General features: G+C 68.0%; 12 protein-coding genes. 4 read left to right on the forward strand and 8 right to left on the reverse strand.

Annotated features, from left to right (window positions below):
• Nucleotides 1–5: 5 nt before the first annotated feature.
• Complete coding sequence (locus tag ACWDEX_RS00225; RefSeq protein WP_450460831.1) at nt 6–1199, reverse strand: HpcH/HpaI aldolase/citrate lyase family protein; 1194 nt, start codon at nt 1197–1199, stop codon at nt 6–8.
• 199 nt (nt 1200–1398) lie between these two features.
• Here ACWDEX_RS00225 and ACWDEX_RS00230 point away from each other — a divergent pair, with 199 nt between their 5' ends.
• The gene (locus tag ACWDEX_RS00230; protein ID WP_450460832.1) at nt 1399–2256 is read left to right on the forward strand and encodes a TerD family protein; all 858 of its coding nucleotides are present in this window, start codon (nt 1399–1401) and stop codon (nt 2254–2256) included.
• A gap of 24 nt (nt 2257–2280) precedes the next feature.
• On the opposite strand, the gene ACWDEX_RS00235 is transcribed toward ACWDEX_RS00230, so the two are convergent.
• From ACWDEX_RS00235 to ACWDEX_RS00260, 6 genes are all read right to left on the reverse strand, one after another.
• Complete coding sequence (locus tag ACWDEX_RS00235; RefSeq protein WP_450460833.1) at nt 2281–3015, reverse strand: TerD family protein; 735 nt, start codon at nt 3013–3015, stop codon at nt 2281–2283.
• A gap of 100 nt (nt 3016–3115) precedes the next feature.
• Complete coding sequence (locus tag ACWDEX_RS00240) at nt 3116–4264, reverse strand: DUF475 domain-containing protein (RefSeq protein WP_450460834.1); 1149 nt, start codon at nt 4262–4264, stop codon at nt 3116–3118.
• A 72-nt stretch (nt 4265–4336) separates the two neighbouring features.
• A complete protein-coding gene (locus ACWDEX_RS00245) occupies nt 4337–4912 on the reverse strand; it encodes a TerD family protein (RefSeq protein ID WP_450460835.1) in 576 nt (191 codons plus the stop codon).
• 176 nt (nt 4913–5088) lie between these two features.
• On the reverse strand, nt 5089–5664 hold the full coding sequence (locus tag ACWDEX_RS00250) for a TerD family protein (RefSeq protein WP_450460836.1): 576 nt from the start codon (nt 5662–5664) through the stop codon (nt 5089–5091).
• 112 nt (nt 5665–5776) lie between these two features.
• On the reverse strand, nt 5777–6235 hold the full coding sequence (locus ACWDEX_RS00255) for a peroxiredoxin (protein WP_450460837.1): 459 nt from the start codon (nt 6233–6235) through the stop codon (nt 5777–5779).
• 220 nt (nt 6236–6455) lie between these two features.
• The gene (locus ACWDEX_RS00260) at nt 6456–6893 is read right to left on the reverse strand and encodes a DUF3052 domain-containing protein (RefSeq protein WP_450460838.1); all 438 of its coding nucleotides are present in this window, start codon (nt 6891–6893) and stop codon (nt 6456–6458) included.
• Nucleotides 6894–7359: 466 nt separating this feature from the next.
• On the opposite strand from ACWDEX_RS00260, the gene aceE reads away from it, so the two are divergent.
• Complete coding sequence (gene aceE, locus ACWDEX_RS00265) at nt 7360–10107, forward strand: pyruvate dehydrogenase (acetyl-transferring), homodimeric type (protein ID WP_450460839.1); 2748 nt, start codon at nt 7360–7362, stop codon at nt 10105–10107.
• A 245-nt stretch (nt 10108–10352) separates the two neighbouring features.
• Here the strand turns inward: aceE and ACWDEX_RS00270 are convergent, their stop codons facing one another.
• Entirely contained in the window at nt 10353–11981 is a 1629-nt protein-coding gene (locus ACWDEX_RS00270) for an MFS transporter (protein ID WP_450460840.1), read from the reverse strand.
• A gap of 108 nt (nt 11982–12089) precedes the next feature.
• Between ACWDEX_RS00270 and ACWDEX_RS00275 the strand changes: the two genes are divergently transcribed.
• Nucleotides 12090–12776, forward strand: coding sequence for a TetR family transcriptional regulator (locus ACWDEX_RS00275; RefSeq protein WP_450460842.1), 687 nt, complete (start codon nt 12090–12092; stop codon nt 12774–12776).
• Nucleotides 12777–12978: 202 nt separating this feature from the next.
• Nucleotides 12979–14181, forward strand: coding sequence for an alpha/beta hydrolase (locus ACWDEX_RS00280; RefSeq protein ID WP_450460843.1), 1203 nt, complete (start codon nt 12979–12981; stop codon nt 14179–14181).
• Nucleotides 14182–14208: the final 27 nt, after the last annotated feature.

Raw genomic sequence — 14208 nt, forward strand, 5'->3', positions numbered from 1 at the left:
GGCTCTCAGTCGAGGAGCCCGGCCGCCAGCAGCTCCACGAAGCCGATGTCCTCGTTCGCGACGCCGAAGACCTCGGCGCGTTGGAGGGTGCGCTCGGCCCAAGCGCGGTGCGGCTTCACCTCGTTCATCTTGTTCGTGTACGCGGAGCGCAGCACGCCCCCGCCCAGGCGTTCGGGCCGCAGGATGTCCTGCGCGTCGCTGAACTCCTCATGGCTGACCACCGACAGCGCGTGCACGGGCATCACGTGCGAGGGGTGGATGCAGGTCTTGCCGAGCAGGCCGTTGGCGCGGTCGAGGGCGATCTCGCGCAGCAGTCCGTCCATGTCGTGCGCGATGAGCGTCTCGCGCAGTTCCTCGACCTGTCCCTCCAGGAAGGGGCTGCGCCGCAACTGCGGCTTGAACATACGCTCCTGGGCCCGGAAGTACTCCCACACAGGTCCGGTCACCGTGAACCCGGTCCCGTCGGCCCGCCCGAGGACGTTGACCACGTCGGCGATCACGGAGGCGACGATCTGGACGTCGTACGCCGTCATGTCGGGCGCCCTGCGCAGGCCGTAGGACGAGCAGAAGTCGGTGACGCCGAGGCGCAACGCGAGGACGCGGTCGCGATACTTGTCGACGGTACGGAAGACTCCGTCCAGGGTCTCCCGGCGGGACTCGAGGTAGAGCAGGTCGGGCGACTCCAGGACGGGCATGGCGAACAGCCGTCGTCCGCTCGCCGCTTCGGCCGCCGTCAGCGCCTCCAGGAACGGAACGCCCCGCTCCTCGGTGAACTTCGGCAGCACGAATCCGGACAGCAGCCGGACGGCCGGTCCGAGCCGGGCGACCAGGTCCGGGATCTGCTCCGGGAACCGGACGCGTATGAAGAGCAGGGGCGGTTCGGCGCCCATGGGGCTCCCCCCTGCACGAGCAGGGGGCACGTCGGCGAGCGCGGTCAACTGCCGGACCAGGTTCTCCTCGGCGTCCGCGACGTCGGCGTCACCGATGGAGTCCTCCAGGCACAGCACCATGGAGACGACCCCGCGGCCCGCCTGCTTGACCACGTCACCGGCGAGGCAGGGCCGGGTGGCCGGGCTGTACAGGGTGGCGCCCAGGGCCGCCGCGAGGACGTGGGCGGGAGAATCGGCGGTGAAGGCGGCCGGCTCCCGATGGAACAGACGCTGCCGCCTTTCAGGGGCAATGTGCCCGAAATGACGCATATGGCTCCCCCTGGTGGTCGACAGCCCGACAAAGATGTGGCCGGTAATAGTACGTAGATCCCCCTGGCGAGAGTTCCCGTTGGGCATGAACTTCAGGTGACTCGGCTGTGTCGCGGGCCCTACGGCGGCAGTTCGACGGCGCGTCGGGGAGCCCACCCCCACGTTGTTGTGACCAGGACGGAGAGGGCAGGATGACGGCATGACGCACGCGATGCTGAAAGGGTCGAACGTACCGCTCAACACCATGGCGGTGCGGGCGGTGCTGCGGTGGGCCCCGGGGCAGGGGGTTCCGGAGGTCGATGCCTCGGCACTGCTCCTCGGTCCCGACGGTCGTGTGCGCTCCGACGAGGACTTCGTCTTCTACAACCAGCCCCGGCATCCGTCCGGAACGGTCCGGCTGCTCGGCAAGAAGCGGGAGACGGAAGGTCTGACCGACACGATCCAGACGGATCTGGCGGGGATCGAGCCCGGGGTGGGACGGATCCTGCTCGTCGCCTCGGCGGACGACGTCACCTTCGACCGTGTGCCGTCGCTGTGCATCCTGCTCTACGACGAGGCCGGCCCGGACGGTGAACCGCTGGCCTACTTCGACATCAGGCCGGAGACAGGGGCCGAGACGGCACTGATCTGCGGGGAGCTGTACCGGCGGGGCGAGGGCTGGAAGTTCCGTGCGCTCGGCGAGGGTTACTCGAACGGACTGAAGGGCCTCGCGAACGACTTCGGCATCTCGGTGGACGAGTCGGAGACCCCGCCGGCCGATGACACGACGTCTGCGGCCACGCCCGAGGTGTCGGCACCGCTGCCGCCGGAGCAGCCGGTGAACCGACAGCCCGCCTACGGCTATCCACCGGAGCCCGCGCAGCAGCCGGCCGCGGTGGCCGCCGTCCAGCCCGCGTACGGGTACCCCCAGCCGGCGAGCCCTCCGGCGTACAACCCGCCGCATCCGCAGGCGAGCGCGACCTCCGCACCGGCGTACGGCTACCCGCCGACGGCTGCGCCCGCGCCGGACCCGACCTTCACATTGCCGCCGCAGGGGCCCCAGTTCATCGGCCGGTAGGCGCTCGCCGGGCGGATGGCACGCTCACGCCTTCGACTTGTAGCCGCGGCCCCACTGCAGTCCCCACCCGTACAGCCGGTCCAGTTCCGCCTGGAAGCCGTACACGAACTTCACCTCGCGACGGACGACGAGTTCGCCTTTGTTGTTGTTCTCGATCAGGACGACCGCGCAGGAACGGGCCTGCGGGTGACGTTCGTCGAGGCCGATCTCGATGCGTGGGCCATTGCTCGGGTACAGCGTGACGACGGCGTGCGTACGGTCGAACGCGGGCGTCTGGTCGTAGATGTAGACGAAGATCAGCAGCCGTTTGATGTCGTCCCGGTGATCGAGGTTGACGAAGATCGTCTCGCCGGTGCCGGAGCCGAACCGGTCGTCGCCGCTGAGCTTGATGTAGGGCGGCTCGTTGAGTTCGCCGAAGAAGCTGCCGAGCGGCTGCACCACGCCCTTCGTGCCGTCCGTCAGCTCGTACATGCACCCCAGGTCGAGGTCGACGTTGACCATGCTCTGGGTGTGTGCCTGCACGACCTCCGGGGTGAACATCCGGAAGGGATGGCGCAGTACGCTGCCCCGCTCGGTACCGCCGATGTCCGACGTCCGCATGCGCCACGACAGGTTGATGCGCAGATTGCCCGTCGCCGCGCCCTGCTTGGTGAGCGAGACCCGCTGGTGCCGCTTGGTCATCTCGATCGCGTTGGTCGCCGCGCTGCCCGAGTCGAACTCCGCCGCCCTCCCGCGCCACACGCCGTCCCACAAGCCCATGCCCGCCCCCTGATGCGTACGTTTCGACAACTGCGGGGCGGCCGCCGAGGACGAATCCTCGCGTCCGCCCCGCACAGAGCGTTCCTCACTCCGAGGGCTGTCACACCCCGGACGAGACCTCAGTCTCCTCGTCCGAGGTCACGACTTTTCCCTCGGCTGCGACGAGCGCGCGATTGCGGCGCACCGAGGACCAGAAGGACCAGGCGATCAGGACGACACCGACGAGACCGGTGATCACTTCGTGGATCTCGTACTGAATGGTGACGAGAAGGATCACGGCGAGCGCGCCGATCGCGTAGTGCGCGCCGTGCTCCAGGTAGACGTACTCGTCGAGGGTGCCCTGGCGGACCAGGTAGACCGTCAGCGACCGGACGTACATGGCGCCGATGCCGAGGCCGAGCGCCATCAGGACGATGTCGTTGGTGATGGCGAAGGCGCCGATCACACCGTCGAAGGAGAAGGAGGCGTCCAGGACCTCCAGGTAGAGGAACATGAAGAACGCCGCCTTGCCGGCGAGCGCGACCGCCGACCGACTCTTGCCGGTTCGCCTGGCGTCTTCCTCCTCCTCGTGCTCCCGCTCCTCCTCCTGCTCCAGCCGGTCCTCGAAGAAGCCGGAGAGACCGCCGACGACCAGGTACGTGATCAGACCGGCGATGCCGGAGATCAGGACCGTCTGCGCCTTGTCGATGTGGGCGCCGCCGTGCTGGTGGGCGTGGGCCGCGAAGGTCATGGAGGCGATCAGCAGAACGACCAGCGAGATGCAGACCGACAGCATGTCGATCTTGCCGAGCCTGGCGAGCGGGCGCTCGATCCAGTGCAGCCATTTGATGTCCCGGTCCTCGAAGATGAAGTCCAGGAAGATCATCAGCAGGAACATGCCGCCGAAGGCGGCGATCGCCGGGTGGGCGTCGGTGACGAGCTGCTGGTATTGGTCCTTGTCGGTCAATGCCAGATTGACCGCGTCTATCGGATTCTTCTTCGCCGTGACGGCGACGATCACGACGGGGAAGACCAGTCGCATACCGAAGACGGCGATGAGCACGCCCAGGGTGAGGAAGATCTTCTGCCAGAAGGCATTCATCTTCTTCAGGATCCCGGCGTTGACCACCGCGTTGTCGAAGGAGAGCGAGATCTCGAGGACGGAGAGGATCGCAACGATGCCGAAGGCGGTCCACCCCCCGTAGAGGACCGCCGCGGCCAAGCCGACCGCGGTGACCACGAACGACCAGCCGAAGGTTTTCAGAAGCACTGGCTACCCAATCCGTATGTTGGGGGACCCAAGCGTCGCTTGGGAACCATCCCCCTGTCGCCGTACCCGGCTTTACGAAACGTTGACTCCGAAGTCTAGAGCGATGCCCCGCAGTCCGGAGGCATACCCCTGACCCACCGCACGGAACTTCCATTCGCCGCCGTAGCGGTAGACCTCGCCGAAGATCATGGCCGTTTCCGAGGAGGCGTCCTCGCTGAGGTCGTAGCGGGCGAGTTCCTGACCGTCGGCCTGATTGACGACACGAATGAAGGCATTGCTGACCTGCCCGAAGGTCTGGGCACGCTCGTCCGCCAAGTGGATGGAGACCGGAAAGACGATCTTGTCGCACTGGGGCGGAACGTTGGCGAGGTCGATGAGGATCGACTCGTCGTCGCCCTCGCCCTCACCGGTGAGGTTGTCGCCGGTGTGCTCGACCGAGCCGTCCGGGCTCTTGAGCTGGTTGTAGAAGACGAACCATTCGTCACCGAGGACCCGGCCGCCACCGCACAGCAGCGCGCTGGCATCGAGGTCGAAGGGGGCTCCCGTAGTGGAGCGCGCGTCCCAGCCGAGCCCGATCATGACCTGCGTGAGGTTCGGTGCGGCCTTGGACAGGGAGACATTGCCTCCCTTGGCGAGCGTGACGCCCATGATGCTGGTCCTCCCCGAGGCTGCGTCGTTTTCGGGGGCGGTGCCCCCATGGCCGAGGGTTTGTCCCCCGGTGGCCGGAGGCGGAAACCCCGGCTGTACCGGGGCCGGGCCCCGGCGACCCTTGCACGTCCGGCGCCGCACTGTGGAGGGTGCGGCGCCGGAAGGTGTGCGTCGACTCAGACGTTGACGCCGAAGTCCTGCGCGATACCGCGCAGGCCCGAGGCGTAACCCTGACCGATGGCACGGAACTTCCACTCGGCCCCGTGGCGGTACAGCTCACCGAAGACCATGGCGGTCTCGGTGGAGGCGTCCTCACTCAGGTCGTACCTCGCGAGCTCCTGCTGGTTGGCCTGGTTGACGACACGGATGAACGCGTTGCGCACCTGCCCGAAGGACTGCTGGCGGTTCTCCGCGTCGTAGATGGAGACCGGGAAGACGATCTTGTCGACGTCGGCCGGTACCGCGGCGAGGTTGACCTTGATCGCCTCGTCGTCGCCCTCGCCCTCACCCGTGAGGTTGTCGCCGGTGTGCTCCACCGAGCCGTCCGGGCTCTTGAGGTTGTTGAAGAACACGAAGTTCTGGTCGCTTCCGACCTTCCCCGCCGAGTTCAGCAGCAGGGCGCTGGCGTCCAGGTCGAAGTCGGTGCCGGTCGTGGTGCGGACGTCCCAGCCCAGACCGACGAGGACCGCGGTCAGGCCCGGGGCTTCCTTGGTCAGTGAAACGTTGCCGCCCTTGCTGAGGCTGACTCCCACGAGTCCTCCATTGATGTCCGGGGGCAGGGAGCCCCTTCGTGCGTTGGTATCGGATCAACGAGTCGATCCTAGTGACGGGTTCCCGCACCTCGCAGGGCTTGGGTCAGAAGAATCACAGGGTGTCGAGCGCCTTGACGTACTCATTGAGGTCACGCGCGTCCGGCAGGTCGTTGACCACGGTCCACCGCACCACGCCTTCCTTGTCGATGACGAAGGTCCCACGCACCGCGCAGCCCTTGTCCTCGGCGAAGACGCCGTAGGCGCGCGAAGTGTCGCCGTGCGGCCAGAAGTCGGACAGCAGGGGGTACTCCAGGCCCTCCTGCTCGGCGAAGACGCGCAGGGTGTGGATGGAGTCGTTGGAAACGGCGAGCAGCTGGGTGTCGTCGTTGACGAACTTCGGCAGGTTGTCGCGCAGCGCGCACAGCTCGCCGGTGCACACACCGGTGAAGGCGAACGGGTAGAAGAGCAGCACCACGTTCTTACGACCGCGGAAGTCCGCGAGCCTCACGGTCGCGCCGTGGTTGTCCTTGAGCTCGAAGTCGGGGGCCTTGTCGCCGACCTGGATCGCCATGGTCCTGCATCCCTTCGCTGGGCTGTCGGGGTGGAACCACCACCCTACGCAGCGTTCACAGCAGGCCAAAGGACGGGCTGAGTGGATACAGCCCGTCCTGGGGTTCCCCCGCTCGGGCGAAGCCGGGAGCGGGGGGAGACGAGGCCCTTCAGGCCACCGGGGTACCTGTGGGCGGCAGCGCCCCCAGGCGCGGCCACCTCAGTGCCCCCCCGGCGAAGCGTCACCGCTTGGACTTCGCCGCCTTCGGCGTCACCAGCCGGGAGCCGCTCCAGTCCTTGCCCACGCTGATGCTCTTGGACGCCGACAGGCCGGCCGTCGTCGAAGCTTCGGAGATGTCGCTCGGCTCCACGTAGCCCGTACGGCCGGTCTTCGGCGTAAGGAGCAGGATCGAGCCACCTTCCTCGATGTACGTGGTGGCGTCCACCAGCGCATCCGTCAGGTCGCCGTCCTCGTCGCGGAACCACAGCACCACGGCATCGGCGACGTCGTCGTAGTCCTCGTCGACGAGCTCACTGCCGACGATGTCCTCAATGGCCTCGCGGAGCTCCTGGTCGACGTCGTCGTCGTAGCCGATCTCCTGGACCACCTGCTCGGGCTGGAACCCCAGCCTCGCGGCAGGGTTCGTCCGCTCCTCCGCGTGGTCCGCGGTCGCGCTCACGGGTTGCCTCCTGATCATGTCTTGGATGGGGGTACCCCCTGCTCGTCAAGAGCTTGGGGGAATCTCAGCCACGCGCGTACGCGAAGCATTGGCCGTAGTCCACACGGGCGGGGCGGATCGCGCAAGTACCCGGCCGTTCAGACCGCCAAAACGGTGACGATCCTGGCCGTGTCGCCGCAACTCCAGGCACCGTATCGCGCCCCGAGGTGATGCACACCACACCGTTCTGCCCGATTTGCGTATTCCAGAACCCTCTGGGCATACGAGAGGCGAACGACTTTGCGGAACACGTCACAGCCTGAGCGTATCGTTGCGTTTTGGCCGGGCCCGCCCCGAAGTCCGGTCGGCCCGCGGGTTACCTCACGGTAGAGATGACGTTTCACTGCCCCGAGGTAGACGATGGGATCGGCGCAGGCACGTGGACCAAGGCACCGAAACAGTGGCCCTCTGACAGGTAAGGAACAGCGTGGCTTCCGGATCCGATCGCAACCCGATCATCATTGGCGGCCTTCCGAGTCAGGTTCCTGACTTCGATCCCGAGGAAACCCAGGAGTGGCTCGACTCCCTCGACGCCGCCGTGGACCAGCGCGGCCGCGAGCGGGCCCGCTACCTGATGCTGCGCCTGATCGAGCGTGCCCGTGAGAAGCGCGTGGCCGTGCCCGAAATGCGTAGCACAGACTACGTCAACACCATCGCGACCAAGGACGAGCCGTTCTTCCCCGGCAACGAGGAGATCGAACGCAAGATCCTCAACGCCACCCGGTGGAACGCCGCCGTCATGGTCTCCCGGGCCCAGCGGCCCGGCATCGGCGTCGGCGGCCACATCGCGACCTTCGCCTCCTCCGCCTCGCTGTACGACGTGGGCTTCAACCACTTCTTCCGCGGCAAGGACGAGGGCGACGGCGGCGACCAGGTCTTCTTCCAGGGCCACGCCTCCCCCGGCATCTACGCCCGCGCCTTCCTGCTGGACCGGTTCGACGCGCAGCACCTGGACGGATTCCGCCAGGAGAAGTCCAAGGCCCCGTACGCCCTCTCCAGCTACCCCCACCCGCGCTCCATGCCGGACTTCTGGGAGTTTCCGACGGTCTCCATGGGCCTCGGCTCGATCGGCGCGATCTACCAGGCCCGCATGAACCGCTACATGGAGGCGCGCGGCATCGCGGACACCTCCAGGTCCCACGTCTGGGCGTTCCTCGGCGACGGCGAGATGGACGAGCCCGAGTCGCTCGGACAGCTGACCATCGCCGCCCGTGAGGGACTCGACAACCTGACCTTCGTGGTCAACTGCAACCTGCAGCGCCTGGACGGTCCGGTCCGCGGCAACGGCAAGATCGTCCAGGAGCTGGAGTCGGTCTTCCGTGGCGCCGGCTGGAACGTGATCAAGCTGGTCTGGGACCGCACCTGGGACCCGCTGCTCGCGCAGGACCGGGACGGGATCCTGGTCAACAAGATGAACATCACACCGGACGGTCAGTTCCAGACGTATGCGACCGAGTCCGGCGCCTACATCCGCGAGCACTTCTTCGGTGACGACCACCGGCTACGCGCGATGGTCGAGGACATGACCGACGACCAGATCCTGCACCTGGGCCGTGGCGGTCACGACCACCGGAAGATCTTCGCGGCGTTCTCGGCGGCCAAGGCGCACAAGGGCCAGCCGACGGTGATCCTGGCCAAGACGGTCAAGGGCTGGACGCTGGGCCCCAACTTCGAGGGCCGCAACGCGACGCACCAGATGAAGAAGCTGACGGTCGGCGACCTCAAGCGCTTCCGGGACCGTCTGCACCTGCCGATCTCCGACAAGGAGCTGGAGTCGGGCCTTCCGCCGTACTACCACCCGGGCCGGGACTCGGAGGAGATCCAGTACATGCACGACCGCCGCAAGGCGCTCGGCGGGTACGTCCCGACGCGTGTCGTGCGGTCGAAGCCGCTGCAACTGCCGGACGAGTCGACGTACGCGAGCGTGAAGAAGGGCACCGGTCAGCAGTCGATCGCCACGACCATGGCGTTCGTGCGTCTACTGAAGGACCTCCTGCGGGACAAGGCGATCGGTAAGCGGTTCGTGCTGATCGCGCCCGATGAGTACCGCACGTTCGGAATGGACTCGTTCTTCCCGAGCGCGAAGATCTACAACCCGCTCGGCCAGCAGTACGAGGCCGTGGACCGTGAGCTGCTCCTCGCGTACAAGGAGTCGCCCACCGGCCAGATGCTGCACGACGGCATCTCGGAGGCGGGCTGCACGGCGTCGCTGATAGCGGCTGGTTCGGCATACGCCACGCACGGCGAGCCGCTCATCCCGGTGTACGTCTTCTACTCGATGTTCGGTTTCCAGCGCACCGGCGACCAGTTCTGGCAGATGGCCGACCAGTTGGCGCGCGGTTTCGTCCTGGGCGCGACCGCCGGCCGTACGACGCTGACCGGTGAGGGCCTGCAGCACGCGGACGGCCAGTCGCAGCTGCTCGCCTCGACCAACCCGGCGTGCGTCGCGTACGACCCGGCGTACGGCTACGAGATCGCGCACATCGTGCAGGACGGTCTGCGCCGGATGTACGGCTCCTCGCCCGAGCACCCGCACGGCGAGGACGTCTTCTACTACCTCACCGTCTACAACGAGCCGATCCGGCACCCGGCCGAGCCGGCGAACGTCGACGTCGAGGGCATCCTCAAGGGCATCCACCGCATCAGCGAGGGCACGTCGGGCACCGTACCGGCGCAGATCATGGCCTCCGGTGTGGCGGTTCCCTGGGCCCTTCAGGCGCAGCGGATCCTCGCCGAGGAGTGGAACGTACGGGCCGACGTATGGTCCGCGACCTCCTGGAACGAGCTGCGGCGTGAGGCCGTCGAGGTCGAGCGGCACAATCTGCTGCACCCGGAGGAGGAGCAGCGGGTGCCGTATGTGACGCAGAAGCTGAGCGGTGCCGAGGGGCCGTTCGTGGCCGTGTCCGACTGGATGCGCTCGGTTCCGGACCAGATCTCGCGCTGGGTTCCGGGGACCTACCAGTCTCTGGGCGCGGACGGCTTCGGCTTCGCTGACACCCGCGGTGCGGCGCGCCGTTTCTTCCACATCGACGCCCAGTCGATCGTGGTCGCGGTGCTCACCGAACTGGCCAGGGCGGGCCGGCTCGACCGCTCGGTACTGAAGCAGGCGATCGACCGCTACCAGCTTCTCGATGTGACCGCGGCCGAGCCGGGAGCGGCTGGCGGCGACGCGTGACACCGCGCTCGCACTGAACGGTGAAGGGCGGCGGAGCACTGTGCTCCGCCGCCCTTGCGCGTTCGCCAGCCGGGGAACTGCTGCGCGCTGCCCCCCTCCGGCAGCGCGCCGCAGTCCGGCCGCCCTCCGGATGCACGGCCCTGCCATGCGGAGGACGTGGCCCACTGTTACGTGCGACGCATGCCGACGGGAGGGATCTTGAGCGTCTTCACCCTGATGGGTGAACTCGCCCGGGGCTGGAGTCGTCAGATGTGCGCGGCCCCAGCGCCCGCCTCCGCGTTCTGGCCCCGCTTGGTGAGCAGCGCGACCAGTACCGCGACACACGCGACCCCGGCGGCGACCAGGCAGGCCAGGCTCATGCCGGAGATGAACGTGTCGTGCGCGACGCCGGTGATCTTCTCGGCGATCGCGACCGGCGTGCCCTTCGGGACCGGGGCGACGCCCACCTGGACCGCCTGGGACGCCTGGTCGAGCTGTGCGGGGGTGAGCGGCGGCAACTTGGCGGCGGCCCAGTTGCCCGCGAGGTCGTTGTCGACGCGGGAGGCCATCACCGCGCCCAGGACCGCGGTGCCGAGGCTGCCGCCGATCTGCATCGCTGCCTGCTGGAGGCCGCCGGCGACACCGGACAGCTCCATCGGCGCGTTGCCCACGATGACCTCGGTGGCACCGACCATCACCGGCGCGAGCCCGAGACCGAGCAGGGCGAACCAGACGGACATGACACCGCTGCTCGTGCCCGCCTCCAGCTTCGACATGCCGAACATGGCGACCGCGGTGAGCACCATGCCGCCGGCCAGCGGAACGCGCGGGCCCGCCTTGGTGATCACGGCGCCCGCGAGCGGGGAGCCGACGATCATCATGCCGGTCAGGGGCAGCAGGTGCAGACCCGCGTCGACGGGACTCATCCCGTGGACGTTCTGCAGGTAGAAGGTCACGAAGAACAGGCCGCCCATGAAGGCGATGGCCATGAGGACCATCAGGACGACGCCCGCCGACAGCGCCACCGAGCGGAACAGCCCGAGCGGGATCAGCGGTTCCCTCACCTTCGTCTCCCACAGGGCGAAGAGGACGAAGGCAAGCACGGACGCGCCGATGAACAGCCATGTCCTGCCGTTGCCCCAGTGCCAGGTCGGAGCCTTGATGAGCGCCCAGACCAGGCAGAACATGGCCCCCGACAGCAGCAGGATGCCGAGCACGTCGAAGGAGCGCGGGGCGTTCTCGGCACGGTGGTCGGTGAGGATCACCGCGCCGAGGACGAGCGCCAGCAGGCCGACCGGCACGTTGACGAAGAAGACGGACTGCCAGCTGACGTGCTGGACGAGCAGACCGCCGAGGATCGGGCCGCCGGCGGTGGAGGCACCGATGACCATGCCCCAGATGCCGATCGCCATGTTCAGCTTCTCGGCCGGGAAGGTGGCCCGCAGCAGGCCGAGCGCGGCCGGCATCAGCAGCGCGCCGAACAGGCCCTGGAACACACGGAAGGTCACGACGAGGGCGATGCTGTCGGACAGACCGATGGCCCCGGAGGCGGCGGCGAAGCCGACCACTCCGATCAGGAAGGTCTGCCGGTGGCCGAAGCGGTCGCCGAGCTTGCCCGCGGTGATCAAGGTGACCGCCAGGGCGAGGAAGTAGGCGTTGGTGATCCACTGGACGTCGGCGAAGCTGGCGCCCAGATCCTTGGCGATGGCCGGGTTGGCGATGGCCACGATGGTGCCGTCGAGGGCGACCATCATCACGCCGATGGCGACCGAGATGAGGGTGAACCACGGATGCCCGCGCAGTCCGCGCCCCTGCGCCGTGTCTGGCGGGGCCGTCGACGTCGTGGACGTCTTGTCCCCCGGGTCCGTCGCGTCGACGGTGGTCTGACTAGTCATGTGTTCGAGGCTAGTGACAGCCTCTGACAATTGACAAACATATTCACTAGTCGGTAACTGTCACTCCACTCGAAGGTAGGCTGAACTGGGCGAATGAGATGAGGAGACATGGTGACGGCGTCGCGGCCGGGGCTGCGTGAGCGCAAGAAGCAGCACACTCGGGACGCACTACTGCACGCCGCCCTGGAACTGTTCCTCACCCAAGGCTACGAGCGGACGACCGTCGACGAGATCGCCGAGGCCGTGGATGTCTCGCAGCGCACCTTCTTCCGCTACTTCGCAGGCAAGAAGGAGGCGGTTTTCTTCGCCCAGTCCGTCGCGGAGACGCACTTCGTCGAGACGGTACGCCAACGCCCACCACACGAGGCGCCGTTGGAGGCGCTGCGGCAGGCGGCCCTGGAGTCCTGGGGCGCTCTGGACGAGACCGTCGGGCAGATCATCCCGCCCGAACTCCACCTGCGTGCCTGCCGGTTGATCGAGTCGACACCGGCCCTCCTCGCCACCCGTCTGCGCCGATCGGCGGAGCTGGAGGAGGAGATCGCCCGAGTGATCGCCGAGCGCGAGGGGCTCGACGTGGACACGGACCCGCGACCGCGGGTCGCCGTGGCCGTTTTCTGCGGGGTACTCCGCGTCACACAACGCCTGTGGAGCTGCGGCGAGGACACCAGCCCGGCCTCGATCCGCGAACTGACCGCCAGGCACCTCGACACCATAGGCCCGGCACTGGCGGAGAAGTGGCGGCCGGAGCACACGCGCACCGATCCGGCTCCGCATCGCCCCGTACGCGTCACCTGAATTCCCGGTGTGCAAACGGTCTGACGCGGCCGTCGGAGTGAAGTCTCCCTCACACGAAGCGTCAAGTGACGCCCGCCTCATCGACCCGGCGTGATGATCGGACACAAACCGCATTCCAATTGCCGCAATTGGCCCACCGGAAACGTGATACGCGTCACTCGGTTAACGCGAGACTCTCTCGTTCTCCTAGTGTGTCCTCCCAGTGACTTCCTTCGACAGCCCCCCGCAACTCAATGTCTGGCGCGCGCTGCTCGCGCTGGGCGTGGTCTTCGTGATGCTCGCCACGACCGGCTGGACCGCTGTGCGCAGCCACCGTGGCACCACCCCTCTCCAGGCGTCGCGCTCCGCCTGGGAGCACGGCAGGATCGCCGGGCATCGACTGCCGGCCCCCGACGCGAGCCCGGCCCGGCTCGCCGGCTTCTTCGCCTCGCTCAGCGCCCACCAGCGCTCCCGGCTCGCCCACCGCTTCCCGCTCGCGGTCGGCAACATGAACGGCGCGCCCGTACAGCTCCGCTACGAGGCCAACCGCATCGCCCTCGGCCAGCAACGGAAGGTCGAGCGCGCCCGGACGCACGACGACCGGCTGTCGCCCGTCGGCCACCAGGAGGCGGACCGCCGCATGCACCGCTTCGAGGCGCTGATGCGGAAGGACCGGCAGATCCTCGCCTTCGACCCGGAGGGTTCGGGACGCATCGCCGAGGTCTTCGGGAACCTGAACAGGGCCCAGCGGATCTCGGTCGTCGTCCCCGGGGTGGACACCGACCTGCTCACCTTCCAGCGCACCTTCCGCAAGTACTCGGCACCGGTCGGCATGGCCCGGTCGCTGTACACGGCCGAGCGCTCGGCGAGCCCACTGACCCGTACGGCCGTGATCGCCTGGGCCGACTACACCGCGCCCGGCGGACTCGGCGTCGAGGCGGCCACGGCGATGCGCGCCACGGAAGGCGCCGTCCGTCTGAACGCCCTGCTGCGCGCCCTGCCCGGCCGCTCCCCCGTCCAGTTGTACTGCCACAGCTACGGCTCGGTGCTGTGCGGGGTCGCCGCACGCGAGCTGCCCTCCCGGGTGTCCGACATAGCGGTGGCCGGCAGCCCCGGCATGCGAAGCCGGACGGCCGCCGGACTGCACACCACGGCCCACGTGTGGGCCACGCGCGACGCCGACGACTGGATCCAGGACGTGCCGTACCTGGAGGTCGGGGGCCTCGGCCACGGCGCCGACCCGGTGTCCCACGACTTCGGGGCGCGGGTGCTGTCCGCACAGGGCGCGAAGGGTCACGCCGGCTACTTCGAACCCGGCACCACGAGCCTGCACAACTTCGCCGCGATCGGTACTGGCGCGTATCAGGCGGTGCGGTGCGCCCGTGACGATGACACGTGCCGGACCGGTTTGTCCGGCACCGTGTAGACCGGACGCGCGTAGAAGACCAGGAAT

This window comes from Streptomyces sp. NPDC001020 (genome assembly GCF_053599115.1).

What these genes read in the sequence shown, in the direction of transcription:
- ACWDEX_RS00225 (WP_450460831.1), bottom strand. Translation starts at nt 1,199, where the DNA reads ATGCGTCATTTCGGGCACATTGCCCCTGAAAGGCGGCAGCGTCTGTTC.
- ACWDEX_RS00230 (WP_450460832.1), top strand. Translation starts at nt 1,399, where the DNA reads ATGACGCACGCGATGCTGAAAGGGTCGAACGTACCGCTCAACACCATG.
- ACWDEX_RS00235 (WP_450460833.1), bottom strand. Translation starts at nt 3,015, where the DNA reads ATGGGCTTGTGGGACGGCGTGTGGCGCGGGAGGGCGGCGGAGTTCGAC.
- ACWDEX_RS00245 (WP_450460835.1), bottom strand. Translation starts at nt 4,912, where the DNA reads ATGGGCGTCACGCTCGCCAAGGGAGGCAATGTCTCCCTGTCCAAGGCC.
- ACWDEX_RS00255 (WP_450460837.1), bottom strand. Translation starts at nt 6,235, where the DNA reads ATGGCGATCCAGGTCGGCGACAAGGCCCCCGACTTCGAGCTCAAGGAC.
- ACWDEX_RS00270 (WP_450460840.1), bottom strand. Translation starts at nt 11,981, where the DNA reads ATGACTAGTCAGACCACCGTCGACGCGACGGACCCGGGGGACAAGACG.
- ACWDEX_RS00275 (WP_450460842.1), top strand. Translation starts at nt 12,090, where the DNA reads ATGGTGACGGCGTCGCGGCCGGGGCTGCGTGAGCGCAAGAAGCAGCAC.